The 23,326-nt window shown below is 71.4% G+C and carries 20 protein-coding genes and 1 pseudogene; 10 read left to right on the forward strand and 11 right to left on the reverse strand.

The annotated features are described in order from the left end of the window. Positions 1–115: 115 nt before the first annotated feature. The gene (locus ABZ948_RS31345; RefSeq protein WP_359765203.1) at positions 116–622 is read right to left on the reverse strand and encodes a GtrA family protein; all 507 of its coding nucleotides are present in this window, start codon (positions 620–622) and stop codon (positions 116–118) included. Between the two features lie 163 nt (positions 623–785). Between ABZ948_RS31345 and ABZ948_RS31350 the strand changes: the two genes are divergently transcribed. Genes ABZ948_RS31350 through ABZ948_RS31360 form a run of 3 tightly spaced genes read left to right on the forward strand, consistent with a single transcriptional unit; the run spans position 786 to position 3,642 of the window. Further along, positions 786–1,925, forward strand: coding sequence for a 5-(carboxyamino)imidazole ribonucleotide synthase (locus ABZ948_RS31350; RefSeq protein WP_359765205.1), 1,140 nt, complete (start codon positions 786–788; stop codon positions 1,923–1,925). Positions 1,926–1,945: 20 nt separating this feature from the next. Continuing rightward, positions 1,946–2,449 (forward strand): 5-(carboxyamino)imidazole ribonucleotide mutase, encoded by a 504-nt coding sequence (gene purE, locus ABZ948_RS31355; RefSeq protein WP_389626886.1) that lies wholly within the window; start codon positions 1,946–1,948, stop codon positions 2,447–2,449. Positions 2,450–2,454: 5 nt separating this feature from the next. Then, positions 2,455–3,642, forward strand: a complete 1,188-nt coding sequence (locus ABZ948_RS31360) for a dipeptidase (protein ID WP_359765209.1) — start codon at positions 2,455–2,457, stop codon at positions 3,640–3,642. Here the strand turns inward: ABZ948_RS31360 and ABZ948_RS31365 are convergent. Then, positions 3,582–4,724: an alkene reductase gene (locus tag ABZ948_RS31365; RefSeq protein WP_359765211.1), complete on the reverse strand. Its 1,143-nt coding sequence runs from the start codon at positions 4,722–4,724 to the stop codon at positions 3,582–3,584. The two genes, ABZ948_RS31360 and ABZ948_RS31365, sit on opposite strands and share 61 nt — an antisense overlap. A 53-nt stretch (positions 4,725–4,777) precedes the next feature. On the opposite strand from ABZ948_RS31365, the gene ABZ948_RS31370 reads away from it, so the two are divergent. Both ABZ948_RS31370 and ABZ948_RS31375 read left to right on the forward strand, forming a co-directional pair. Next, positions 4,778–5,137 (forward strand): MerR family transcriptional regulator, encoded by a 360-nt coding sequence (locus ABZ948_RS31370; protein WP_359765213.1) that lies wholly within the window; start codon positions 4,778–4,780, stop codon positions 5,135–5,137. A gap of 106 nt (positions 5,138–5,243) precedes the next feature. After that, positions 5,244–6,377: a dipeptidase gene (locus ABZ948_RS31375; RefSeq protein ID WP_359765215.1), complete on the forward strand. Its 1,134-nt coding sequence runs from the start codon at positions 5,244–5,246 to the stop codon at positions 6,375–6,377. Between the two features lie 20 nt (positions 6,378–6,397). Here the strand turns inward: ABZ948_RS31375 and ABZ948_RS31380 are convergent, their stop codons facing one another. Beyond that, positions 6,398–6,790 (reverse strand): VOC family protein, encoded by a 393-nt coding sequence (locus ABZ948_RS31380; RefSeq protein WP_359765217.1) that lies wholly within the window; start codon positions 6,788–6,790, stop codon positions 6,398–6,400. Between the two features lie 14 nt (positions 6,791–6,804). After that, on the reverse strand, positions 6,805–7,176 hold the full coding sequence (locus tag ABZ948_RS31385; RefSeq protein ID WP_359765219.1) for a VOC family protein: 372 nt from the start codon (positions 7,174–7,176) through the stop codon (positions 6,805–6,807). A gap of 131 nt (positions 7,177–7,307) precedes the next feature. On the opposite strand from ABZ948_RS31385, the gene ABZ948_RS31390 reads away from it, so the two are divergent. Continuing rightward, complete coding sequence (locus ABZ948_RS31390; protein WP_359765221.1) at positions 7,308–7,817, forward strand: CGNR zinc finger domain-containing protein; 510 nt, start codon at positions 7,308–7,310, stop codon at positions 7,815–7,817. A gap of 105 nt (positions 7,818–7,922) precedes the next feature. Here ABZ948_RS31390 and ABZ948_RS31395 read toward each other — a convergent pair whose 3' ends face one another. Beyond that, the gene (locus ABZ948_RS31395) at positions 7,923–9,266 is read right to left on the reverse strand and encodes a UDP-glucose dehydrogenase family protein (RefSeq protein WP_359765223.1); all 1,344 of its coding nucleotides are present in this window, start codon (positions 9,264–9,266) and stop codon (positions 7,923–7,925) included. A 188-nt stretch (positions 9,267–9,454) separates the two neighbouring features. Here ABZ948_RS31395 and ABZ948_RS31400 point away from each other — a divergent pair, with 188 nt between their 5' ends. Both ABZ948_RS31400 and ABZ948_RS31405 read left to right on the forward strand, forming a co-directional pair. Then, entirely contained in the window at positions 9,455–10,612 is a 1,158-nt protein-coding gene (locus tag ABZ948_RS31400) for an acyl-CoA dehydrogenase family protein (RefSeq protein ID WP_359765225.1), read from the forward strand. Positions 10,613–10,722: 110 nt separating this feature from the next. Beyond that, positions 10,723–11,088, forward strand: coding sequence for a four-helix bundle copper-binding protein (locus ABZ948_RS31405; RefSeq protein ID WP_031119218.1), 366 nt, complete (start codon positions 10,723–10,725; stop codon positions 11,086–11,088). Between the two features lie 60 nt (positions 11,089–11,148). Here ABZ948_RS31405 and ABZ948_RS31410 read toward each other — a convergent pair whose 3' ends face one another. Then, positions 11,149–12,450 carry an LCP family protein gene (locus ABZ948_RS31410; protein WP_359765228.1) on the reverse strand — a complete coding sequence of 434 codons (1,302 nt, stop codon included), beginning with the start codon at positions 12,448–12,450 and terminating at the stop codon, positions 11,149–11,151. Between the two features lie 119 nt (positions 12,451–12,569). On the opposite strand from ABZ948_RS31410, the gene ABZ948_RS31415 reads away from it, so the two are divergent. Further along, positions 12,570–13,127, forward strand: a complete 558-nt coding sequence (locus tag ABZ948_RS31415) for an acyl-CoA thioesterase (protein ID WP_037758822.1) — start codon at positions 12,570–12,572, stop codon at positions 13,125–13,127. Between the two features lie 17 nt (positions 13,128–13,144). On the opposite strand, the gene ABZ948_RS31420 is transcribed toward ABZ948_RS31415, so the two are convergent. Further along, positions 13,145–14,620, reverse strand: a complete 1,476-nt coding sequence (locus ABZ948_RS31420; RefSeq protein ID WP_359765231.1) for an LCP family protein — start codon at positions 14,618–14,620, stop codon at positions 13,145–13,147. Positions 14,621–14,747: 127 nt separating this feature from the next. Here ABZ948_RS31420 and ABZ948_RS31425 point away from each other — a divergent pair, with 127 nt between their 5' ends. Then, positions 14,748–15,791, forward strand: coding sequence for a glycosyltransferase family 2 protein (locus ABZ948_RS31425; protein WP_359765233.1), 1,044 nt, complete (start codon positions 14,748–14,750; stop codon positions 15,789–15,791). 51 nt (positions 15,792–15,842) lie between these two features. On the opposite strand, the gene ABZ948_RS31430 is transcribed toward ABZ948_RS31425, so the two are convergent. The 4 genes and pseudogenes from ABZ948_RS31430 to ABZ948_RS31445 form a co-directional block, all read right to left on the reverse strand. Continuing rightward, positions 15,843–17,642 (reverse strand): LCP family protein, encoded by a 1,800-nt coding sequence (locus ABZ948_RS31430; RefSeq protein ID WP_359765236.1) that lies wholly within the window; start codon positions 17,640–17,642, stop codon positions 15,843–15,845. Positions 17,643–17,842: 200 nt separating this feature from the next. Beyond that, positions 17,843–19,615 (reverse strand): LCP family protein, encoded by a 1,773-nt coding sequence (locus tag ABZ948_RS31435; protein ID WP_359765238.1) that lies wholly within the window; start codon positions 19,613–19,615, stop codon positions 17,843–17,845. A 382-nt stretch (positions 19,616–19,997) separates the two neighbouring features. After that, positions 19,998–20,997 (reverse strand): annotated as a pseudogene (locus tag ABZ948_RS31440) (LCP family protein); the annotation flags it as partial. A gap of 498 nt (positions 20,998–21,495) precedes the next feature. Next, positions 21,496–23,262, reverse strand: a complete 1,767-nt coding sequence (locus tag ABZ948_RS31445) for an LCP family protein (protein ID WP_359765239.1) — start codon at positions 23,260–23,262, stop codon at positions 21,496–21,498. Between the last annotated feature and the right edge of the window lie 64 nt (positions 23,263–23,326).

Raw genomic sequence — 23,326 nt, forward strand, 5'->3', positions numbered from 1 at the left:
CCCGCGTACTGGTTGTACTCGGGTGTTCGCCCGGTGCGGCGAGAGTGCGTGCCGGGCGTCGCGGGGCAGGCGGGACTTTGCGGACACCCCCTAGGGCCTGGGCCGCTTGCGGCGGCTACGGCACCCGCTGCTTGGACCGGGGCTGCCGGTTCCGCTCCCGCTTCAGGATCGACTCGGCGTCCGCCACGGCGTCGCGGGCGGGCAGCGCGCGGAAGACCCAGGTGCGGTACGACCAGAAGCGGAACAGGGTCGCGACGCCGATGCCGAGGAACTTGAAGATGTTGTTCTGCAGCGGCGTGTCCCAGCCGAAGCCGTACGTGGCCGTGTACAGCACGCCGTTCTCGATGACCAGCCCGACTGCGCTGAACAGCAGGAACAGGCTCATCTCGCGTGTGCGGCGGGTCTTGTCGCGGTCGCGGTAGGTGAAGTAACGGAAGCCGACGTAGTTGAAGACGATCGCGACGACGGTCGCGATGACGCTCGCGCGCACCACCTGGAGGTCGGTCACATGCCGCACCAGGTTGAACACGAGGAGGTTGACGAGCACGCCGGCCCCGCCGACCGCGCCGAATTTGGCGACTTCCCGACAGAGCCGTCGGAGCCGCGAGGCACCATGTCCCATGGTCGTGCAGGCCCCCGTCCGTCGGTTGGCGTCAACCCAGCCATGCTAACCACCCTCCCGCGCGATCTTCCTGCGGACGGCGGTGGACGGCCGGAGATGGTCCGGGCGGGGCCGGGCGGGGACAGGAAACCGGCCACCTTGGCGCGGCCGATACCCTGGGGGAGTGACGTTCCCGGTAGTCGGCATGGTCGGCGGGGGCCAGCTCGCTCGTATGACACACGAGGCAGGCATCCCGCTGGGCATCAGGTTCAAGCTCCTCAGTGACACCCCGCAGGACTCCGCTGCGCAGGTCGTGAGCGATGTCGTCGTCGGCGACTATCGCGACCTCGACACGCTGCGCGAGTTCGCCCGGGGGTGCGATGTGATCACCTTCGATCACGAACACGTACCCACCGAGCACCTCAGGGCCCTGGAGGCGGACGGCATCCCCGTGCGCCCCGGCCCGGACGCGCTCGTGCACGCCCAGGACAAGGGGGTGATGCGCGCGAAGCTCGACGCGATCGGCGTTCCCTGCCCCAGACACAGGATCGTCTCCGATCCGCAGGACGTGGCCGCGTTCGCGGCCGAGGGCGACGGATTCCCCGTCGTCCTCAAGACCGTCCGCGGCGGGTACGACGGCAAGGGCGTGTGGGTCGTCGACTCCGTCGAGGAGGCCGCCGACCCGTTCAAGGCCGGTGTGCCCGTGCTCGCCGAGGAGAAGGTCGACTTCGTCCGCGAGCTCGCCGCCAACGTCGTCCGCTCCCCGCACGGCCAGGCCGTCGCCTACCCGGTCGTCGAGTCCCGCCAGGTGGGCGGGGTCTGCGACACGGTCATCGCCCCGGCGCCCGACCTCGACGAGGCCCTCGCCCTTGAGGCCTCCGAGATGGCGCTGAACATCGCCAAGGAACTCGGCGTCGTCGGCCACCTCGCCGTCGAGCTGTTCCAGACCCGCGACGGCCGCATCCTCGTCAACGAACTGGCGATGCGCCCGCACAACTCCGGCCACTGGTCGATGGACGGCGCGGTCACCAGCCAGTTCGCCAACCACGTCCGCGCGGTCCTGGACCTGCCCCTGGGCGACCCGCGCCCGCGCGCCAAGTGGACGGTGATGGTCAACGTCCTCGGCGGCGACTACCCGGACATGTACTCCGCGTACCTGCACTGCATGGCCCGCGACCCGCAGCTCAAGATCCACATGTACGGCAAGGACGTGAAGCCCGGCCGCAAGGTCGGCCACGTCAACACCTACGGCGACGACCTGGACGACGTGCTGGAGCGCGCCCGTCACGCTGCCGGCTACCTGAGAGGCACCATCACCGAATGAGCCCTGTTGTTGGCATCGTCATGGGGTCGGACTCCGACTGGCCCGTCATGGAGGCCGCCGCCAAGGCCCTCGACGAGTTCGAGATCGCCTACGAGGTCGACGTGGTCTCCGCGCACCGCATGCCGCGCGAGATGGTCGCCTACGGCGAGCAGGCCGACGAGCGCGGGCTCAAGGTGATCATCGCCGGGGCCGGCGGCGCCGCCCATCTGCCCGGCATGCTCGCCTCGGTCACCCCCCTGCCGGTCATCGGCGTGCCCGTGCCGCTGAAGTACCTCGACGGCATGGACAGCCTCCTGTCGATCGTGCAGATGCCGGCCGGTGTTCCGGTCGCCACGGTCTCGGTCGCCGGCGCCCGCAACGCCGGTCTGCTCGCGGCCCGCATCCTCGCCGCGCACGACGAGGAACTGCGCGCCCGCATGCGCGAGTTCCAGCAGGAACTCAACGACCAGGCCACCGAGAAGGGCAAGCGCCTGCGCTCCAAGGTCGAGGGCACGGGCGGCTTCGGCTTCGGCGCGGGGAAGTGACGACGATGGCCTCCGGCGAGGCGGCCCGGGAGCTCCTTCGGGAGTTCCCGGTCGTCGACGGGCACAACGACCTGCCCTGGGCGCTGCGCGAGCAGGTCCGCTACGACCTGGACGCCCGGGACATCGCCGCCGACCAGTCCGCCCACCTGCACACCGACCTCCCGCGCCTGCGGGCCGGCGGCGTCGGCGCGCAGTACTGGTCGGTGTACGTCCGCACGGACGCCCCCGACCCGGTCGCGGCCACGCTCGAACAGATCGACTGCGTACGGCAGTTGCTGGCCCGCCACCCGGAGGACCTGCGCCCCGCGCTGACCGCCGCCGACATGGAGGCGGCGCGCCGCGAGGGCCGCATCGCCTCCCTCATGGGCGCGGAGGGCGGCCACTCCATCGCCAACTCCCTGGGCACCCTGCGCGGTCTGTACGGCCTCGGCGTGCGTTACATGACCCTCACCCACAACGACAACGTCGACTGGGCGGACTCCGCGACCGACGAGCCGAGGGCCGGGGGACTCACCGCGTTCGGCCGGGAGGTCGTACGGGAGATGAACCGGCTCGGCATGCTCGTCGACCTCTCCCACGTGGCCGCGACGACCATGCGGGACGCGCTCGACGCGAGCTCGGCCCCGGTGATCTTCTCCCACTCCTCCGCCCGGGCCGTCTGCGACCACCCGCGCAACATCCCGGACGACGTCCTGGAGCGGCTGCCCGCCAACGGCGGCATGGCCATGGTGACGTTCGTGCCCAAGTTCGTGCTCCAGGCAGCCGTGGACTGGACGGCCGCGGCCGACGAGAACATGCGGGCCCACGGCTTCCACCACCTCGACACCACCCCGGAGGCCATGAAGGTCCACCGCGCCTTCGAGGAGCGGCACCCGCGCCCGGTCGCCACGGTGGCGACGGTCGCCGACCACCTGGACCACATGCGCGAGGCGGCGGGCATCGATCACCTCGGCATCGGCGGCGACTACGACGGCACGGCCTTCACCCCCGACGGCCTGGACGACGTCTCCGGCTACCCCAACCTCATCGCGGAACTCCTCGACCGAGGCTGGTCCAAGGCCGACCTGACCAAGCTGACCTGGAAGAACGCGGTGCGGGTACTGGACGCGGCGGAGGGGGTGGCGCGGGGGCTTCAGGGGACGCGGTCGCCGTCCAACGCCACCATCGAGTCGCTGGACGCGCCCGCCTCCTGAGCGCCGAGGGCGGGGTAGTCGGTGTAGCCGGTCGCCCCGCCCACGTACATGAAGTACCGGTCGCGCATCGGGTTGAGCGGCGCGCCGAGCCGCAGCCGCGTCACCAGATCCGGGTTGGCCAGGAAGGGCCGGCCGAGCGCGACCAGGTCGGCCCCGGCGGCCAGCAGCGCCTCGGACGCCCGGCGCACCGCGTCCGTGGAGATCTCCTTCAGTACCGGGTTGCCGATCAGCACGCCCGGCCATCCGGCGCGCACCTTCCGGAACACCGCCGTCTCCGGGTCCGCGTACCCCAGGTGCAGGTAGGCCAGCCCCAGCCCGCCGAGCCGCTCGACGAGCGCCGGGTAGATCTCCTCGGTCTCGCCCTCCGCGATGCCGTTGACGGTGTTGCCGGGGGAGACCCGCAGCCCCACCCGCTCGGCCCCGATCTCGGCGGCCACGGCCTCGGTCACCTCGGCCGTGAACCGGATGCGCCGGGCGACCGGTCCGCCGTAGCCGTCCGTGCGGAGGTTGGTGTTGCGGGCCAGGAACTGGTGGAGCAGGTGGCCGTTGGCCGAGTGCACCTCCACGCCCTCGAAGCCGGCGTCCAGGGCGTTGCGGGCGGCCCGGGCGAAGTCGGCGACGGTGGTGCGGATGTCCTCGGCGGTCATCTCCCTCGGAACCACGGCCGGCCGGTGCCCCTGCGGCGTGAAGATCGTCTCGGGCAGCGGGACGGGTGAGGGCGCGAGAGGCGTCAGCCCGCTGGTCGCTGGGTGCCCGACCCGCCCGCCGTGCTGGAGCTGGAGGAACATCCGGCCGCCCGCGCCCCGCACGGCGTCCGTGACCCGTCGCCAGCCGGCCACGTGCGCGGGGCTGTGGACGGCGGTGATGTTCGGGTACGTCTGCCCGACCGCGTTCGGCGTCGACGCCTCGGCGATGATCAGCCCGGCGGAGGCGCGCTGGGCGTAGTACGTGGCCATCAGCGGGGTCGGCGTGCCGTCGGCCTCGGCCCGGTTCCTGGTCAGCGGCGCCATCACCAGACGGCTGGGCAGGTCCAGCCCGGGCAGACGAGCCGGTTCGAAGAGTGCTGTCGTGTGCTGCGTCATGCCCGTACGCTAGAACCTGACACCAATGTCAGAATCAAGCCCGGGAGTGGGACGTGCGGATCGGCGAACTGGCCCGGCGCACCGGCGTGAGCGAGCGGTCGCTGCGCTACTACGAGAAGCAGGGGATGCTCACCGCCGAGCGGACGCCCGGCGGACACCGGGAGTACCCGGAGGCGGCCGTGGACCGGGTCATCCGGATCCAGGAGCTGTTCGCGGCGGGACTGTGCAGCGAGAAGATCGTCCAGCTGCTGCCCTGCATGCGGGACAGGGACGGCGGGCCCTCGGCCCGCGCCACTCCCAACCTGGTCGCCGAACTCACCACCGAGCGCGCCCGCATCGACCGGATGATCGCCGACCTGGTCCGCTCCCGCGACACCCTGGACGAGGTGATCGAGGCGGCCCGGCTGCCCTGAGCGCGCGACCCACCGGGTCGTACTCCGAACGCCGCTCCCACCAGGAACCGCCTCCCGCGGCGTGCGACGGTGACCGTACCTCACGAACGACCGTACGGGAGCCGCCATGGCAGACCTCCAGGACGACCTGCGCCCCACCCCCGCGGCCGGCGAGCTCGACGACCTGGCCGACCCGTACCCCGAAGAGGCCGTCGTCGCGGCGGAGTCCTACGAGCCCGTCTCCGATCCGGACGACGCGCCCCTGACCCGGGCCCACGCCATCCTCGCCGCGCACCCCGTCGCCGACGGATACAACGGACTGCCCTGGGCCCTCAAGCGCCTGTCGTACTACGACCTGGAGCTCGGCGAGAGCACCGTGGACACGGACGTGCCCCGGCTGCGCGACGGCCACGTGGGTGCCCTGTTCTGGTCGCTGCACCTGCCCGAGGGCCTCGACGGCGACCGGGCCGTCGGCGCCACGCTGGAGCAGCTGGACCTGGCCAAGACCGTCGTCCGCACCTGCGACGAGGGCCTGCGGTCCGCCTGCACGGCCGGGCAGGTCGCGGACGCCCGCAACTGCGGCCGCGTCGCCGTGCTCCTCGGCCCCGCCGGGGCGTCGGCCATGGGCGACTCCCTGGGCATCCTGCGCCAACTGCACGTCCTCGGCCTGCGCGTCCTCACCCTCGCCGGGGTGTCCTGGGCGAGCGAGGCGGGACTGACCCGGTTCGGCGAGGAGGTCGTGCGCGAGATGAACCGGCTCGGCGTGATCGCGGACCTCTCCGGCGCCTCACCGCAGACCGTCCGCCGCGTCCTGAGCCTCTCCCGGGCACCCGTGCTGTGCAGCCGCTCCGCCGCCCGGGCGATCCGCCCCCACCCGGCCAACCTCCCCGACGACCTGCTCGCGGAGCTGGGCGCGGCCAAGGGGCTCTGCCTGGTGCCGCTGACCGCCGAGCAGACCGGCCCGACCGTCCGCGACGTCGCCGACCACCTCGACCACATCCGCGAGGTCGCCGGAGCGCACTGCGTCGGACTGTCCGGCACGTACGACTCCGGAGCCGCCCACCCGCAGGAGCTCGGCGACACCTCCTGCTATCCGAGGCTGATCGCCGAACTGCTCCGACGCGACTGGGACGAGGCCGACGTGGCCCTGCTGACCTGGGGCAACGTCCAGCGTGTGCTCCGCGGCGCCGACTTCACGGCCCGCGCGGCCCAGCAGCGGCGCGAGCAGTCGACGGCGACGATCGCGGAACTGGACGGCTGACGCGGCCTTCGGGGCGTGTGTCAGCCGTGCTCGATCCGGCACAGGCAGAACGGATGCCCCACCGGATCGGCGTACACCCGGAAGTCCTTCTTCTCGTAGTCCTCCTTGTCCAGCACCCGCGCCCCCAGCGCCAGCACCCGCTCCTCGGCCGCGTCGATCTCCTCCCACGTCGACCCGGCGTCGAAGTCCAGGTGGAACTGCTGGGCGTTGCGGTCGGCCCGCGGCCACTCCGGCGGGGTGTAACCGGGGGAGCGCTGGAAGGCGAGCCGCGGCCCGCCGGGGACGCGCAGCACCACCCAGTCGGGGTCGTCGTCCTCCGGCGTGCCGCCGCCGACCCGCGCGTAGAAGCGGGCCAGCTCGCGCGGCTCGGGGCAGTCGACGACCACGGAACGGAAACGTGCCACGGCGGACATGAGGCCTCCCGGTCTCAGCAGGCGCAGAGGCAGAACGGGTGCCCGGCCGGGTCGGCGTAAACCCGGAAGCTCCGCTCCCGGTCCTCGGCGTCCAGCGGCTTCGCGCCGAGCGCCAGCACACCCTTCTCGGCCGTGTCCAGGTCCTCCACCTCCAGGTCGAGGTGGAACTGCTGCGAGTGCTCGGGCGACGGCCACCGCGGCGGCACGTACCCGTCAGCGGCCTGGAAGGCCAGCGCCGGGCCGCCCGGCACCTTCAGGTCGACCCACTCGTCCGTTCCGTCCGTCTCCACCGTCGGCGTGCCCCCGAGCACCTCGGCGTAGAAGCCCGCCAGCGCGCGCGGGTCGGGACAGTCCAGGACGACGACACCCATCTTGGCGAGAGCCATGACTTCCTCCTCGAAGTCGCTGTTACCCACCTTGCTGTTACCCACATGGGCGGGTAACCGGTAACCGTTACTGCATGCTCCCGCATAGGCGGTAACCTCGCAAGGGGAATCGCGAGAGGTACGGTCCAGCCATGACGGAGAGATCGCCCGCACCCGGCGGCCTGGCCCTGGTCGAGGCGCTGGTGAACACGCTGGACATCGAGTCGGGCGCCGACGCGCTCGACACGCCGGACGGCCGGGCGCGCCTCGGGATCACCCGGGACGACGAGGCCGACGCCGCCCGCGCCCTGCGCGAGTCACTGCGCGCCGTCCTCCTCGCCCACGCCGGCCACCCGCCCCACCGCGAGGTGCCCCCGCTCGGCGACCTCCTGGCCGCGGCACCCCTCGTCGTCACGGTCGACCCGGCGGACGGCTCCGCCGCCCTCACCCCCGCCGACGGGAACTCCCTGCACGCGCGCGTGGCCGCCGCCGTCGCCGAGGCCCTGGTCGCCGGCACGTGGACCCGCCTGAAGGCCTGCGAGGCCGCCGACTGCCACTGGGCCTACTACGACCGCAGCCCGGCAGGCCGCGGCCGCTGGTGCTCCATGCAGGTGTGCGGGGCCCGCGCCAAGATGCGCCGCTACCGGGCCAAGGGAGCATGAGACGCCCCGCACCCCGGCCCGGTGGGGCAGAATGCAACAAGACGCCGGTTCGGCCGACTGAGCCTCGGCCGAACCGGCGTCGCCTGTTCTCGTGTCCCTGAGCGCCTACGCCTTGGGACGTCCCATCGCCCGGTACGTCCAGCCGGCCTTGCGCCAGCGCTCCGGGTCCAGGGCGTTGCGGCCGTCCAGGATGACCCGGGCCGCCGCGACCTCGCCGAGGGCCTCCTCGTCCAGCTCGCGGAACTCCCGCCACTCCGTCAGGTGCAGCACGATGTCGGCGCCCCGCACCGCCTCCAGCGCCGAGTCCGCGTAGCCGAGCGTCGGGAAGACACGGCGGGCGTTGTCCATGCCCTTCGGGTCGTACACCGTGACCTGGCCGCCCTGGAGGTGGATCTGCCCGGCCACGTTCAGCGCGGGCGAGTCCCGCACGTCGTCCGAGTCCGGCTTGAAGGTCGCGCCCAGCACCGCCACGCGCTTGCCCAGGAACGGCCCGCCGCCCAGCGCCTGCCGGGTCAGCTCCACCATCTGCCCGCGCTGGCGCATGTTGATCGAGTCGATCTCCCGCAGGAACGTCAGCGCCTGGTCCGCGCCCAGCTCGCCCGCCCGCGCCATGAACGCCCGGATGTCCTTCGGCAGACAGCCGCCGCCGAAGCCGATCCCGGCCCGCAGGAACTTCCGGCCGATCCGGTCGTCGTAACCGATCGCCTCCGCCAGCTTGGCGACGTCGCCGCCCGCGGCCTCGCACACCTCCGCCATGGCGTTGATGAAGGAGATCTTCGTCGCGAGGAAGGAGTTGGCGGACGTCTTCACCAGCTCGGACGTCGGGAAGTCCGTCACCACGAACGGCGAGCCCTCCGCGATCGGCGTCGCGTACACCTCGCGCAGCAGCTTCTCGGCCCGCTCGCTGCGCACACCCACCACGATCCGGTCCGGGTGCAGCGTGTCGTCGACCGCGAAGCCCTCCCGCAGGAACTCCGGGTTCCAGGCCAGCTCGGCGTCCTCGCCGGCGGGCGCGTGCGCGGCCAGGTACGTCGCGAGACGGTCCGCGGAGCCCACCGGCACCGTCGACTTGCCGACCACCAGCGCGGGCCCGTGCAGATGGGGCGCGAGCGAGGCGAACGCGGAGTCGACGTACGACATGTCACAGGCGTACTCGCCGTGCCGCTGCGGCGTGTTCACACAGACGAAGTGCACATCACCGAAGGCGCCGATCTCGGCCCAGTCCTGCGTGAAGCGCAGCCGGCCGCTGGAGCCCTCGAACCCGGGGACGTGCCTGCGCAGCAGCTCGTCCAGGCCCGGCTCGTACATCGGGGCCTCGCCCCGCTCCAGCATCTCGATCTTCTCGCGCACGACGTCGAGCGCGAGCACCTCGAAGCCCAGCTCGGCCATGGCCGCCGCGTGTGTCGCACCGAGATAACCGGTGCCGATCACGGTGATCTTCAGGGCCATGCGTGCTCCAGGGGTCTACGGCATGTGGTGCGCGCCCGAGCATAGCCGGGGCATGGGAGCGCGCTTCACTGGGCAACTTTCCCGCTGTCGCCTAGCTCACGTATCACTCCCGTGGGCGACCCCATAAACTTTTGATTACTTAACGGTAGTTAGCGCCACCATCGCAGCGTTTTGGAGCGTGAGAGACCTTGGCCGGATCGGCTGACTTCGACCTGTACCGCCCGTCCGAGGAGCACGACATGCTCCGTGACGCCGTCCGCTCGCTGGCCGAGGCGAAGATCGCGCCGTACGCCGCCGCCGTGGACGAGGAGGCCCGCTTCCCGCGCGAGGCGCTCGAGGCACTCGTCGCCAACGACCTGCACGCCGTGCACGTACCCGAGGAGTACGGCGGCTCGGGCGCCGACGCCCTGGCGACCGTCATAGTGATCGAGGAGGTCGCCCGCGTCTGCGCCTCCTCCTCCCTCATCCCGGCCGTCAACAAGCTCGGCTCCCTGCCGGTGATCCTCTCCGGCTCCGAGGAGCTGAAGAAGAAGTACATGGCCCCGCTCGCCAAGGGCGACGGCATGTTCTCCTACTGCCTCTCCGAGCCCGACGCCGGCTCCGACGCCGCCGGCATGAAGACGAAGGCCGTCCGCGACGGCGACTTCTGGGTCCTCAACGGCGTGAAGCGCTGGATCACCAACGCCGGCGAGTCCGAGTACTACACGGTCATGGCGGTGACGGACCCGTCGAAGCGCTCGAAGGGCATCTCCGCCTTCGTCGTCGAGAAGTCCGACGAGGGCGTCTCCTTCGGCGCCCCCGAGAAGAAGCTCGGCATCAAGGGCTCCCCGACCCGCGAGGTCTACCTCGACAACGTCCGCATCCCCGCCGACCGCATGATCGGCGAGGAGGGCACCGGCTTCGCGACGGCGATGAAGACCCTCGACCACACCCGCATCACCATCGCCGCCCAGGCCCTCGGCATCGCCCAGGGCGCCCTCGACTACGCCAAGGGCTACGTCCAGGAGCGCAAGCAGTTCGGCAAGCCGATCGCCGACTTCCAGGGCATCCAGTTCATGCTCGCCGACATGGCCATGAAGATCTCGGCCGCCCGCGCCCTGACCTACCAGGCCGCCGCCGCCTCCCAGCGCGTCGACGCCGACCTCACCTACCAGGGCGCCGCCGCCAAGTGCTTCGCCTCGGACGTGGCGATGGAGGTCACGACGGACGCGGTGCAGCTCCTCGGCGGCTACGGCTACACGCGGGACTACCCGGTGGAGCGCATGATGCGGGATGCCAAGATCACGCAGATCTACGAGGGCACGAACCAGGTGCAGCGCATCGTCATGGCCCGCAACCTGCCCTGACGCACGCTTGGCGGATTGGTTCCTTCCGCCCCGTGGCGGGCGGCGCCGCACAGGCGTAGGACGGAAGGGCACGGGGACCGACCCGGCCCCCGCCGTCCCCGGGAGGAACCATGACCCAGCAGCCCACCACGGCCACCCCGATGAGCAAGGAGATGCAGGACTGCGTCCAGGCGTGCATGTCCTGCCACAGCACGTGCGAGGAGACCATGAGCTCCTGCATGCAGATGGGTGGCCAGGCCCAGATGCAGGTCATGCGCGCGGTCATGGACTGCGCCGAGATGACCCGCATGTGCGCCGACATGATGATGCGCCGCTCGCCGCTCGCGGCCGAGATGTGCGCGATGTGCGCCCGGGCCTGTGACATGTGCGCCGAGGCGTGTATGTCCATGCCGGACGACGCCCAGATGATGCGCTGTGCCGAGGCGTGTCGCACCTGCGCCGAGATGTGCCGCAAGATGTCGGCCGCCACGATGTGAGGACCGCCGCACACGGCGAAGGGGGCACCCGCCCGGGTGCCCCCCTTCGCCGTGTCGGGCTCAGTTGCCCGAGACGGTGACCGTCTCGTCGTTCTTCAGCTGGTTCACCAGCGTCTTCACCTTCGCGGTGTCCCACTGGAGGTTGCCGTTCGCGGAGTTGCCCGAGATCGGCATGTTCATCGACTTGCCCTCGCCGCCGCTGACGCCCTTCATCGCCCAGAACATGGACGCCAGGTCGAACAGGCCCATGTCCTTGTCGACGACGAGGGAGTCCAGACCGGCGCCCATCGTCGGGTAGAGCTTGAAGGGGTTCAGGATCGTGCTCGGGGTGGCGACCTGGTTGGCCAGGGCCGAGAGGAACTTCTGCTGGTTCTTCGTACGGTCCAGGTCGGAGCCCGCGAGCGCGTAGCGGGTACGGACGAAGGCCAGGGCCTGCTCGCCGTTGAGGGTCTGCTTGCCCTTCTTGAGGTCCGCGCCGGACTTGGTGTCCTTGATGTCCTGCGGGATGTCCATCTCGACGCCGCCGACCGCGTCCACGATGTTCGCGAAGCCGCCGAAGCCGATCTCCACGTAGTGGTCGATGTGCAGCCCCGTGTTGGCCTCGACCGTGCGGACCAGCAGCTCCGGGCCGTCCTCCGCGTACGCCGCGTTCAGCTTCACCTGGCGGCCGGTGGCCGGGTAGAGCTTGCCGGAGTCGGAGCCCTTGTACGAGGGGATCGTGACGTTCGAGTCACGCGGCAGCGAGATCAGCGTCGGGCCGTTGCTGCCGGTGTGCAGGATCATCATCGAGTCCGTGCGCTTGCCCTCGGCGGACCCGGTGTGCAGCTTCTTCTTCTCCTCGGCCGACATGCCCGCGCGGCTGTCGGAGCCGACGATCAGGTAGTTCGTGCCCTCGCCCGTCTCCGGCCGGTCGATGACCTTCGACAGGTCGACGTCGCGGTTGAGCTTGGAGTCGGCCCAGAAGTACGTGGCGACGCTCGTCACCACCAGGACCGTCACCAGCGTGATCGCCGTCACCTTGATACGGCGGCGCCAGTTCGGCGCGGGACGCGGCTCGTACGTGCCGCCGCCCGGGCCGCCGGGTCCTCTGCCGCCGGGGGAGCCGTAGACCTGGCCGGTGTTGTAGCCGCTGTCGTAGGCGCCGGGCGGCTCGGCGTAGCCGCCGTCCACGTACGACGGCTGCTGCGGCACGCCTCCCGCGTACTGCGGCGCGCCGCCGTAGGCACCCTGCCCGGGCGACGGCGCCGGACCGCGGCGGACCTGCCGCATGACACGGGCGCTCTCGGGCTGTGCGCTCGCGCTGCCGCGTCCGTACCGGCTGCCGCGGTTGTCGTCGGACCATCCCTCGGGCCAATTGTTCATGCGCCCCAGTGTGCAGGTCCCCGTAGTGCGCCATACAAGAGTCGTCGGAAAATCAGAGCACGGCTGTGGCGAAGCTGACACAAAACCCCCTCATGCCGCCTCGGCATAAGGTAGGGGCCATGACAGACCAGGCCCCAGCTGCGGATTCCGGCAGTCCGGATATCCCGGGCAAGCCGACTTCGGCGTCCCGCACGACCCTCAGCCACATCATGACCCACAACGACACGAACCTGCTGGGGACCGTGCACGGCGGGGTCATCATGAAGCTGGTCGACGACGCGGCGGGGGCCGTGGCCGGGCGGCACTCCGGCGGGCCGGCCGTCACCGCGTCCATGGACGAGATGGCGTTCCTGGAGCCGGTCCGCGTCGGCGACCTGGTCCACGTCAAGGCGCAGGTGAACTGGACCGGCCGGACCTCCATGGAGGTCGGCGTCCGGGTCCTGGCCGAGCGCTGGAACGAGTCCGCGCCGCCCACCCAGGTCGGCTCCGCCTACCTCGTCTTCGCCGCCGTCGACGCCGACGGCAAGCCCCGCCGGGTCCCCCCGGTCCTCCCGGAGACCGAGCGCGACAAGCGCCGCTACCAGGAGGCCCAGATCCGCCGCACCCACCGCCTGGCCCGCCGCCGCGCGATCATGGAGCTACGGGAGAAGCGGGCGGCGGAGGGGTTCGAGGACTGACACGGCCGCCTGAACTCCTACCGGCACGCCACCTCGTCCCCCCGCACCACCCCGAACTCCCCCTGCCCCGGATCCTCGGCCCGTACCTTGCGGACGCGTTCGAAGTCCGCCCCCGCGATCACCTTCAGGGTCGGGCCCAACCCCTTGACCGGGCGCAGTTCGCTGCCCGGGAGGGCCGTCGCGAGGGACTTGGCCGAGCGGTCCCAGCGGGGGTCGTAGGCGACGACCGTGCGCTTCACGTCGCGGGCGGCGGCGTTCACCGGGGCCCGCGTCGTGCGGAAGCCCGTCGACGCGAGCGCCGCGTCCACCCGGCGGCCGAGGCCGGGCGTGCGCGTGCCGTTCTCCACCTGGACGCGGATCTGCTGCGGGGCCACCGACACGATGCGGGCCGCGGCGCGCTGCCGGTGCGCGGACAGCGGCTGGTCCTGGCGCAGGGCGTGGAAGAGGCGCTCCGCCTTCACCGGGTCCCACTTCAGCGTGGAGCCGACGCCCTTCACCGCGTATCCCATGCGCCCGATCGGCACGGTCGTGAACTCGGAGGAGGAGGGGGAGAAGTTCCGCATGGCCCGGCCGAGGTCCAGCATCTCGTCCGTGCCGAAGCCCTTGTCGGCGCGGACCGAGCCGAGCACGGCCCGTGTCACGTCCCGGAACTTCATCGGGTTGAGGAGGATCCCGGAGGAGGTGACGCGTTCCACGAGCGCCGCCATGAAGCGCTGCTGCCGTTTCATGCGGCCCAGGTCGGACGCGCCGTCGACGTGGCGGGCGCGCACGTACTGGAGTGCCTGGCCGCCCGCGAGGGTGTGCCGGCCGGCCGGGAGGTCCAGGCCGGTGTAGCTGTCCTTCAGGGGGTCGGCCGTGCAGATCTGCACGCCGCCCACGACGTCCACCGTCTTCATGAAGCTCGTGAAGTCGACCTCCAGGTAGTGGTCGATCTTCACCTTGGTCATGCTCTCCACGGTCCGCACGGTCAGCTGCGGCCCGCCCTCCGCGTACGCCGCGTTCAGCTTCACCGGGTGCCCGCCGTGCCGTTCGCCGGTCGTGCGGTCGACGTGCGGGGGCATCACGGCGTACGAGTCCCGCGGCAGGCTCACCACGCTGGCCCGCTCCCGGTCCTCCGAGATGTGCACGATCATGATCGTGTCGGTGCAGTGGCAGGGCGCCCCGCCCAGCCGGTACTTCCGCCGCTCCTCCTTGCTGATCTTCTCGCGGCCGTCGGTGCCGACGAGCAGGACGTTCATGCCGTGGCCGGCCTGGGGCCGGTTCTTCATGTCCTTGAAGGGGTCGACCCGGGCGATGTCCGCGTCCAGGCTGGTCACGACCGCGTGCCCGATACCGGCGGAGGCGAGGACCACCACGGACAGCGTCGTGACGGCCCGCATGCCCCAGCGCGGCTTCCGGCGCCGCGCGGGCGGTGCGGGCCGGCGGGGGCCGGGCGGCTGGGGGCGGTGCCGGGGGGCGGCGGTGGACCGAGGGGACCGCGGCGGCGTGGGCATGGGGACACCTCCGGACGACGGCCGTACGTGGGATCCGTGAAACCGTAGGCCGATACGATCTGCGGCCCGCGGTACCGCCCCGGCGGCGCGCAACGGTGTCCCCCGTTCGCGGTAACGTGAGCCCCCTATGAACGCCAATCCCGACGTGCGGCACCCCGCCGTTTCCGTGATCATGCCCGTCCTCAACGAGGAGCGGCATCTGCGGGGAGCAGTCCAAGCGATCCTCGCGCAGGAGTACGCCGGCGAGATGGAGGTCGTGATCGCCCTCGGTCCGTCCACGGACCGCACGGACGAGATCGCCGCCGAGCTCGTGGCCGAAGACCCGCGTGTGCACACCGTCCCCAACCCCACCGGCCGTACGCCCGCGGCGCTGAACGCGGCGATCAACGCCTCCCGGCACCCGATCGTGGTCCGTGTCGACGGGCACGGCATGCTCTCCCCGAACTACATCGCCACCGCGGTACGGCTCCTGGAGGAGACCGGCGCGCAGAACGTCGGCGGCATCATGCACGCCGAGGGCGAGAGCGACTGGGAGCACGCCGTCGCCGCCGCGATGACCTCGAAGATCGGCGTGGGCAACGCCGCCTTCCACACGGGCGGGCAGGCGGGCCCGGCCGAGACGGTCTACCTGGGGGTGTTCCGGCGCGAGGCGCTGGAGCGGCAGGGCGGCTACAACGTGGAGTTCATCCGCGCCCAGGACTGGGAGCTGAACTTCCGCATCCGTGAGGCCGGCGGGCTGATCTGGTTCTCGCCCGAGCTGAAGGTGTCGTACCGGCCGCGGCCGAGCGTGAGGGCCCTCGCCAAGCAGTACAAGGACTACGGCCGCTGGCGGCACGTCGTCGCCCGCTACCACGAGGGCTCGATCAACCTGCGCTACCTCGCCCCGCCGACCGCCGTGTGCGCGATCGCGGCCGGGATCCTGGTGGGCGCGCTGCTGACGCCGTGGGGCTTCCTGGTGCCCGGCGGCTACCTCGCGGCGATCCTGCTCGGCTCCGTTCCGGCGGGCAAGGGGCTGCCGCTGAAGGCGCGGCTGCAGATCCCCGTGGCGCTGGCCACGATGCACATGTCCTGGGGCTGGGGCTTCCTGACCAGCCCGCGCGCGCTGGCGCGGAAGGTCATCGCGTCCCGGCGCCCCTCGGTCCGGGCGGACGCCGACGCGGCCACCGGCTGACCCGTGCCGCACGACTTCGGGCCCCTTCCTGCCGGGAGGGGCCCGTCCTCGTCACCAGGTGAAGCCGGGGCTCACGTGCATGCAAGCCTTGTCGTCCGCGCCGTTGAGCGCCTGGGCCGACTTCGGGGTCTTGTCGTTCCGCTTCGGCGCCTTGTAGTCGGAGCCGGTACGCCAGTCCGCGCCCACGACGAGCGTGATGCCGGAGACGTCGGTCGACCGCTTCACCGAACTCAGCGGGATCCCGAGGGCCTCGGCGACGCGCTGGGCGTCGCCCTCCAGGTCGGCGCTCGGGTAGCGGACGACGGTCCTGTCCTCGCTCCATGAGCCGGCGGTGTCGGCGAAGGCCTCGGTGAAGCCCTCCTCCTTCAGCAGCCCGGCCACGGTGCCCGCGCGCCCGCTCGCCGGGGCCAGGGTGTCGGTGCGGGTGCCGTTGCGGACCTGGACGGCGATCTCGTCGTCGGCCGCGGCCGGGTCGGCGGAGGCCTTCTCCTCGGCCTTCTTCCTCTTGTCCTTGCCGTCCAGGGCGATGTCCTCCCGCACGAGCCGGAACAGCTGCTCGGCGTCCTCCGTGGGCTCCACGCGGGCGCCGACGTACCGGTTGGGCATCGTGGTCATGGTGATGCGCTCCGGCTCCACCTTGCGCAGCTCGGTGCTGAGGTCGTAGAGCTTCCGGACGGTGTCGAGGCCGGGGTCGACCGTCATGGCGCGGGTGGCCTCCTCGGCCAGTCTGCGCAGCTGGTTGGGGCTGCTCAGGGTGGCGTTCTCGCGCAGTTGGCGGACCATCGCGTTCATGTACATGTGCTGGGCCTTGGCGCGGGCGAGGTCGCTGCCGTCCTCGAAGCCGTAGCGCGTGCGCAGCCACTGCAGGGCCTGCTCGCCCTGGATGTACGAGGTGCCCTTCTCCAGTTTCAGGCCCGAGCCCTTGCCGTCGGAGGTGCGGGAGTGGATGTTGGCGTCCACGCAGACGGGGACGCCGCCGACGGCGTCGGCCATCGAGACGACCCCGGCGAAGTCGACCATGATGAAGTGGTCGATGTGGATGCCGGTGAGCTCCTGCCAGGTGGCCACCGTGCAGCCGGGGCCGCCGTGGCCGAGGCTCTGGTTGGTCATTGTCCGACCCTGGGTCGCCGGGTAGACCTTGCCGTCGTCCGGGTCCGTGCACTTGGGGATCTTGACCAGGGTGTCGCGGGGCATGCTGATGACCGACATGTTGGTGCGGTCGGCGGACAGGTGCAGCAGCATCTGGACGTCGGCCAGGGGAGTGGCGCCGAACGTCTCGCGGGCGCCGCCGAGTTTCTGGTTCTCCTCGGTGTCGCGGGCGTCCGAGCCGATGAGCAGGATGTTCAGCGGGGTCTGGCCGGCGGCGTTCGGCGTGGGGGCGGCGACCTTGTTGTCGCCGAGGTTCAGGGCGTCCTTCTTGATGTTGCCGTTGAGGTGCCGGTAGTAGAACCAGCCGGTGCCGGCCGTGCCGAGTATCAGCACGGCGAGCACCACGGCGGACCACTTCAGCGCCCGCCGCCCGGGCCGGGGCCGGCCGCCGCGCCGCCGCCCGCCGCCCTCGCCGCCACGGTTATCGACAGAGGATCCCGCGCCTGCTGCCGAGGCCCCCTCTTGACCGGCCGACTTCACGCCGGGGGCCGGTCCGCTGTCACGGCCGGGCGTCTTGGCGGCGCGGGCCGGTTTGCCGTCACTGCTCGGGGTCTTGGCGTCGCGGGCCAACCTGCCGTCACTGCTCGTGGTCTTGGCGCCGCGCTTCGGCCTGCCGTCACCGCCGGGCGTCTTCGCGCCGCGCGTCGGACTGTCGTCGTCGCTCGGCGTCTTCGTGTCCGTCTTCGTGTCCCCCGTCGGCATGCCGTCGCCCTCGGGCGACCGCGTGCCCGTCGGCCCGTTTCCGCCCGGGACCGGTTCGTGGCGGACGCCCCCTCGCGTTCCGTCCTCCCGCACACCGCTCTGCGTCACTTTCCCCGGTCCTCTCCGCCCCCCGCGCATGCAACAGGCCCGTCCTGCCTCCTGTTAGACGCACGACGGGCCTGTCAGTTGCCCTCAGCGGGTCAACTCGCGCACTTGACCTTGTCGGCCGTGGACTTTTCCACGTCCGGCGCCTCCACCGGGGCGTTGAGCTTCACGCCGGCGCCCTTGAAGTCCCTGCCGAGGGTCAGGGTCATCGTGGGCAGCCCCTGGGCGTTGGTCACGCTCTCGCCGGGCTTGAGCGCCGAGCCGGACAGGCCCATGATCTCGGCGAGCCGGCGGGCCTGGTCGGCCTGGCCGGGCGCGTACTCGAGGGTCGTCTTCGCCAGGGCGGCGGGCGCGTTGCCCCCGTTCTCGGACTTGGTCACGCCCTCCTCGACCTGGAGGTACTGCAGGGTCTTCTGCGCGCTGCCGGCGACGGCACCGCCGTTGAGGATCCGCACCCGGACCTCGGAGGCCGGGGCCTTGGTGCCCTTGAGCCGGGCGGCCTCGGCGTCCTTCTCCTTCTTCTGCTGCTTCTTGACCTCGGTGAACGAGACGTCGTTCTTGATCATCTCGAACACCTGGGGCGCCTGCGCCTCGTTGAGGACGACCGTCGCCTTCACCGTCTCCGCGGGGTTGTCCTTCACCGGGACCGTCGTGAAGGTGATGTTCTTCGTCGGTACCTTCTTCAGCTCCAGCGCGATGTCCTTGAGCGTGCCGACGTTCCCGATCGCCTTGTCCACCGTCAGGGCCTTGGTGGCGGCCTCGGCCAGCTTCAGCAGCTTGGAGGGGCTGGTGAGGGTGTCACTGGAGGACATCTTGCGCATCAGCGAGCCGAGGAACTGCTGCTGCACCTTGATCCGGTCGAGGTCGCCGCTGTTGCCGAAGCTCTTGCGCGTGCGGACGAAGGCGAGGGCCTGCTCGCCCTCGACGGTCGATTTGCCCTCGGGCAGGACGAGTTTGGACTGCTTGTCGTTGACGGGCTTCTCCACGCACACCTCGACCCCGTCCACCGCCGTGGTCAGGGTCTTCACCGCGTTGAAGTCGGCCATCATGAAGTGGTCGACCTCGATGCCGGTGTTCTCCGTCACCGTGCGCATCGTGCAGCCCGGGTCCCGGCCGCTCTCGCCGAGGCTCCGGTTGAAGCGGACGCCCCGCAGCCCCGGGACGACCTTCTCCGAGCCGTCCTCCTGCTTGGTCGGGCAGTCGGGGATGTCCACGATCAGGTCGCGGGGGATGCTGAGCGCGGTCGCGTTGGAGCGGTCCTCGGCGACGTGCAGCAGGATCGTGGTGTCGGCGTGCCCGCTGCTGCCCTTGTCGCCGTAGCCTCCGTTGCCCTCGCCGGTGCGCTTGTCGGTGCCGATGATGAGGATGCTGAAGGCCTCGTCCTTGCTGAAGTTGCTGGCACCCGCGCTGCCGACGTCGGTCGTCGTGACGTTGCCCTCCAGGTGCTGGAGGTAGAAGTAGCCGGCCGCGCCGACACCGACCAGCAGGAACGCCATCGTGCCGCCGGTCCACACCAGGACCTTCCTGGCCTTCTTCGGCTTCTGCTGCACCGGCCGGCGTCCACCGCGCCGTCCCGGCGGCGGCTCCTCGGGAGCGCCGCGCCGCCTGCGCTGCGGCGGGACGTCGGTGCGGGTTGCGCCCCCACGGGGAGCCTCCCCGCGCGGAGCCCCGGTGCGCGAAGTCGCCGTACGGGGAGCCGCCGTGCGGGGCGACGTCGTACGACCGCCCGCCGGTCCGCGTGTCCCCGGGCCCGGCGACTGCGGTGCGGAGGGGGACAGTCGCAGTTCGTATTCACCGGTGTTCGGATTGAGTACCCACTGGTCTGCGGGGTCGATCTGGTCCCCCCGCCCACGGCGTTGCGCGTCCACGGTTGTCTGATTCCTCCGTCGGGGCACGCGGCGCCCTCTCCCCCCGGAAGGCGCACGGGTACTTGGTCATCACAGAAGCACTGGATCGCTCACACTATCCGCCCAGTTGAACGCCGGTGTGCACTGAATGACAAATTCAACATCCATACATGTGGGCAATCCGCCCAAGTCCGCGCACGGAAGTTCGACGGCCCCGCGTGCGGGTGCGTCGCAGGTCACTACCAGCGGTACGGGGCGTACACGTCCATGCACGGACCGGCGTCCGACCCGTCGCGCGTGTCCGTGGCGCCGGGCCGATCCCCGGAGTTGAGCGCCGACTGCTGCGAACGCGCCGTGTCCGTACGCCAGTCGGGCCGCCCGGGTCGCTCGGGCCGCTCCTTGCCGTCGAAGGGCACGTCGTCGCGGATCATGGACCACACGCGGTCGGCGTCGGCCCCGGCCGGCACCAAGTGGTCGGCGTCCCGCGGGTCCTGGGTCGTGGGCAGTGTCGTCATGGTGATGCGATCCGTCGGCACCGTCCGGAGCTGCGTCCCCAGGTCGTACAGCCGTTTCACCGTGCCGATCTCCTCGGACACGCGCAGCGACTTCGTGGCCGCCTCCGCCAGGTCCGTCAGCCGGCCGGTGTCCGTGAAGACGTTCTGTGCCTTGAGCGTGCGGATCATCGAGTTCATGTACATGTGCTGCGCCCGGGCCCGCAGCGGGTCGCTGCCCCAGGCGTGGCGGGTGCGCAGCCACTGCAGCGCCCGCACGCCCTGGACCTTGGTGCGGCCGGCCGTCAGCTTCAGGCCGGAGCCGCCGGGTACGCCGGGCAGCGGCCGGTCCCACACGTTCTGCCGGACGCAGATCTCGACCCCGCCGATGGCGTCCGCCATGTGCACCACGCCCGCGAAGTCGATCGTCATCCAGTGGTCGATGTAGGTGCCGGTGAGGTTCTCCCAGGTCGCCAGCGTGCAACCCGCTCCGCCCCGGGCCAGCGAGGCGTTGATGATGGTGTTGACCGGCGGGTACGTCTTCCCGGTCGCCGGGTCCGTGCACTTCGGTATGTCGACCCGGGTGTCGCGCGGCACGCTCACCACGGAGGCGCTCCGGCGGTCCGCGGCCAGGTGGATGAGCATCTGCACGTCACCCAGCGGCGGATTGCCCCGACTGTCCCGGCCGCCGCCCAGCGTCACGTTCTCGTCGGAGGCGCGGCTGTCCGAGCCGATCAGCAGGATGTTCAGGGGCGTCTGCCCGGCCGCGTTCGGCTCCGCCTTCGACGCCTGGGAGTCGCCGCTGCTGCGCCGGCCCTTGAGGAGGTCGCCGTTCAGGTCCTCGTAGTAGAGGTACCCGGCGCCCGAGGTCACGAGGACCAGCAGGGAGAGGGCCGTCACCGACCGGCGCAGGGCGCGGCGCACGCGGCCGGGCCGGCTTCCCGCGCCCCCTGAGCCGCCCGGGCCTCCGGTCTCACCGGACCTGCCCGGCCTGCCGGTTCCGCCGGACCTGCCCGGGCTTCCGGTCTCACCGGACCTGCCCGGGCTTCCGGTCTCACCGGACCTGCCCGGGCCTCCGGCCTCACCGGACCTGCCCGGCCTGCCGGTTCCGCCGGGCCTGTCGGGCCCGCCCGGGCCTCCGGTTCCACCGGACCGGCCGGGCCTGTTCGGCCTCCCGGACCCGTCGGACCCCCCGGTCCTGCCCGGACCGTCATCGTCGGGGCCCGGCTCCCGGTCGTGGCCGCCCTGGTCCTGGACCGGCACCCGCGGCACGGCACCCGGCTTCGCGCCCTCCCCGTACACACCGCTGCTGCGCGCCATCTCTCCCGCTCCGCACCCCGCCGCGCTTCCCGCGCGCCACCGGACGGGGCCCGCCGCACGCCCGGTGGGACGTACGGCGGGCCCGTCAGGTCACTGGGCGCACTCGACCTTGTCCGCCGTGGACTTCTGCACACCCTCCGGCGCCTTCGTCGGAGCGGTGAGGGAGACACCCGCACCCTTGAAGTCCTTGCCGAGGGTCAGGGTCATCGCGGGCACCCCCTGCGCGTTGGTCACGCTCTCGCCCGGCTTCATCGCGGACCCGGGCAGGCCCATGATGTCGGCGAGGCGGCGGGCCTGGTCGGCCTGGTCGGGGGCGTACTCGAGCGTCGTCTTCGCCAGCTCGGCGGGCGCGTTGCCGGCGTTCTCGGACTTGGTGACGCCCTCCTCGTTCTGCAGCCAGCTGAGCGTCTCCTGCGCGCTGCCCGCGACGGCCCCGCCGTTGAGGATCCGCACCCGCACCTCGGAGGCCGGGGCCTTGGTGCCCTTCAGCCGGGCGGCGACGGCGGCCGCCTCCTTCTTCTTCTGCTCCTTGACCGCGGTGAACGAGATGTCGTTCTTGATCATGTCGAAGACCTGCGGGGCCGACGACTCGTTGAGCACGACCGTGGTCTTCACCTTCTCCGCCGGGTTGTCGATCACCGGGGTCGTGGTGAAGGTCAGGTTCTTGGTGTCGAGCTTGCCGAGCTCCATGCCGAGGTCCTTCAGCTTGCTGATGCTGTCCAGCTGGGAGTCGACGGTCAGCGCCTTCGTGCCCGCCTCGGCCAGCTTCAGCATCTTCGAGGGGCTCGACAGCGTGTCGTTGGACTTCAGCTTGCGCATCAGCGCGCTCAGGAACTGCTGCTGGAGCCCGATCCGGCTCAGGTCGCCGCCGAAGCCCACGGCATGGCGGGTGCGGACGAACGCGAGCGCCTGCTCGCCCTCGATCGTGTGGGTGCCCTTCGACAGCTTCAGGTGCGAGTCCGGGTCGTCGATGTCCTTGCCCAGACAGACCTCGACGCCGCCGACCGCGCTGGTCAGCGTCTTGACGGCGTTGAAGTCGGCGACCATGAAGTTGTCCGGCTTGACCCCGGTCAGCTCGGTCACGGTCCGCATCGTGCAGCTGGGCGTACGGCCGTCCTGGCCGAGGCTGGTGTTGAAGCGGACGTCCTGCGTGCCGGGGATGACCTTCTGCGTCCCGTCCTCCTGCGTGGTCGGGCAGTCCGGCACGTCGACGATCAGGTCGCGCGGGATGCTCAGCGCGGTGGCGTTCGAACGGTCCTTGGAGACGTGCAGCAGGATCGTGGTGTCGGCGTGCCCGACACTGCCCGCGTCGCCGTAGCTCTCGTTGCCCTTGCCGGTGCGCTTGTCGGTGCCGATCAGCAGGATGTTGATCGCCTTGTCCTTCTGGAAGCCACCGGTGCTCGCGCCGTCGTCGGAGACGGACGCGATGTTGTTGTTCAGGTGCTCGATGTAGAAGTACGCGGCGCCCGCACCGGCGACCAGCACGAACGCCATCGTGCCGCCGGTCCACAGCAGGGCCTTCCTGCCCTTGGAGGCCTTCTTGGCGGGCCGCCGCCCGCGACGCCCCGGCAGCGGCTCCTCCGGCGCCCCGCGGCGCCTGCGCGGCGGCGGCACCGCACGGCCGGGTGTCCCGGGCCGCGGGCGTCCGGGGGCGTCCGTCCGGGAGCGGGCCGGCGCGTCCGTACGGGCGCGGGCCGGCGGGTCCGTGTCCGAGGCGGGCGGCCTGCGCGGTCCGGGAACGCCCGACTGCGGGCTGGAAGGGGCCAGTCGCAGTTCGTATTCGCCGGTGTTCGGGTTGAGCACCCACTGGTCTGCGGGATCGATGTCGTCCGCCCGCCCTCGGCCTTGCGCGTCCACGGTTGCCTAGTTCCTCCGTCGGGGCACGCGGCGCCTTCCCCTCCAAGGCGCTCGGGTCTCGGTC

Source organism: Streptomyces olindensis (assembly GCF_040645895.1).
GTDB classification, from domain to species: Bacteria; Actinomycetota; Actinomycetes; order Streptomycetales; family Streptomycetaceae; genus Streptomyces; species Streptomyces olindensis.

Excerpts from the sequence above, each read along its gene's own strand:
- purE (WP_389626886.1), top strand. The coding sequence starts at position 1,946 with ATGGGGTCGGACTCCGACTGGCCCGTCATGGAGGCCGCCGCCAAGGCC.
- ABZ948_RS31360 (WP_359765209.1), top strand. The coding sequence starts at position 2,455 with ATGGCCTCCGGCGAGGCGGCCCGGGAGCTCCTTCGGGAGTTCCCGGTC.
- ABZ948_RS31385 (WP_359765219.1), bottom strand. The coding sequence starts at position 7,176 with ATGGCTCTCGCCAAGATGGGTGTCGTCGTCCTGGACTGTCCCGACCCG.
- ABZ948_RS31345 (WP_359765203.1), bottom strand. The coding sequence starts at position 622 with ATGGGACATGGTGCCTCGCGGCTCCGACGGCTCTGTCGGGAAGTCGCC.
- ABZ948_RS31405 (WP_031119218.1), top strand. The coding sequence starts at position 10,723 with ATGACCCAGCAGCCCACCACGGCCACCCCGATGAGCAAGGAGATGCAG.
- ABZ948_RS31380 (WP_359765217.1), bottom strand. The coding sequence starts at position 6,790 with ATGTCCGCCGTGGCACGTTTCCGTTCCGTGGTCGTCGACTGCCCCGAG.
- ABZ948_RS31365 (WP_359765211.1), bottom strand. The coding sequence starts at position 4,724 with ATGACGCAGCACACGACAGCACTCTTCGAACCGGCTCGTCTGCCCGGG.
- ABZ948_RS31395 (WP_359765223.1), bottom strand. The coding sequence starts at position 9,266 with ATGGCCCTGAAGATCACCGTGATCGGCACCGGTTATCTCGGTGCGACA.
- ABZ948_RS31420 (WP_359765231.1), bottom strand. The coding sequence starts at position 14,620 with ATGCCCACGCCGCCGCGGTCCCCTCGGTCCACCGCCGCCCCCCGGCAC.
- ABZ948_RS31425 (WP_359765233.1), top strand. The coding sequence starts at position 14,748 with ATGAACGCCAATCCCGACGTGCGGCACCCCGCCGTTTCCGTGATCATG.
- ABZ948_RS31415 (WP_037758822.1), top strand. The coding sequence starts at position 12,570 with ATGACAGACCAGGCCCCAGCTGCGGATTCCGGCAGTCCGGATATCCCG.
- ABZ948_RS31410 (WP_359765228.1), bottom strand. The coding sequence starts at position 12,450 with ATGAACAATTGGCCCGAGGGATGGTCCGACGACAACCGCGGCAGCCGG.
- ABZ948_RS31430 (WP_359765236.1), bottom strand. The coding sequence starts at position 17,642 with ATGCCGACGGGGGACACGAAGACGGACACGAAGACGCCGAGCGACGAC.
- ABZ948_RS31390 (WP_359765221.1), top strand. The coding sequence starts at position 7,308 with ATGACGGAGAGATCGCCCGCACCCGGCGGCCTGGCCCTGGTCGAGGCG.
- ABZ948_RS31375 (WP_359765215.1), top strand. The coding sequence starts at position 5,244 with ATGGCAGACCTCCAGGACGACCTGCGCCCCACCCCCGCGGCCGGCGAG.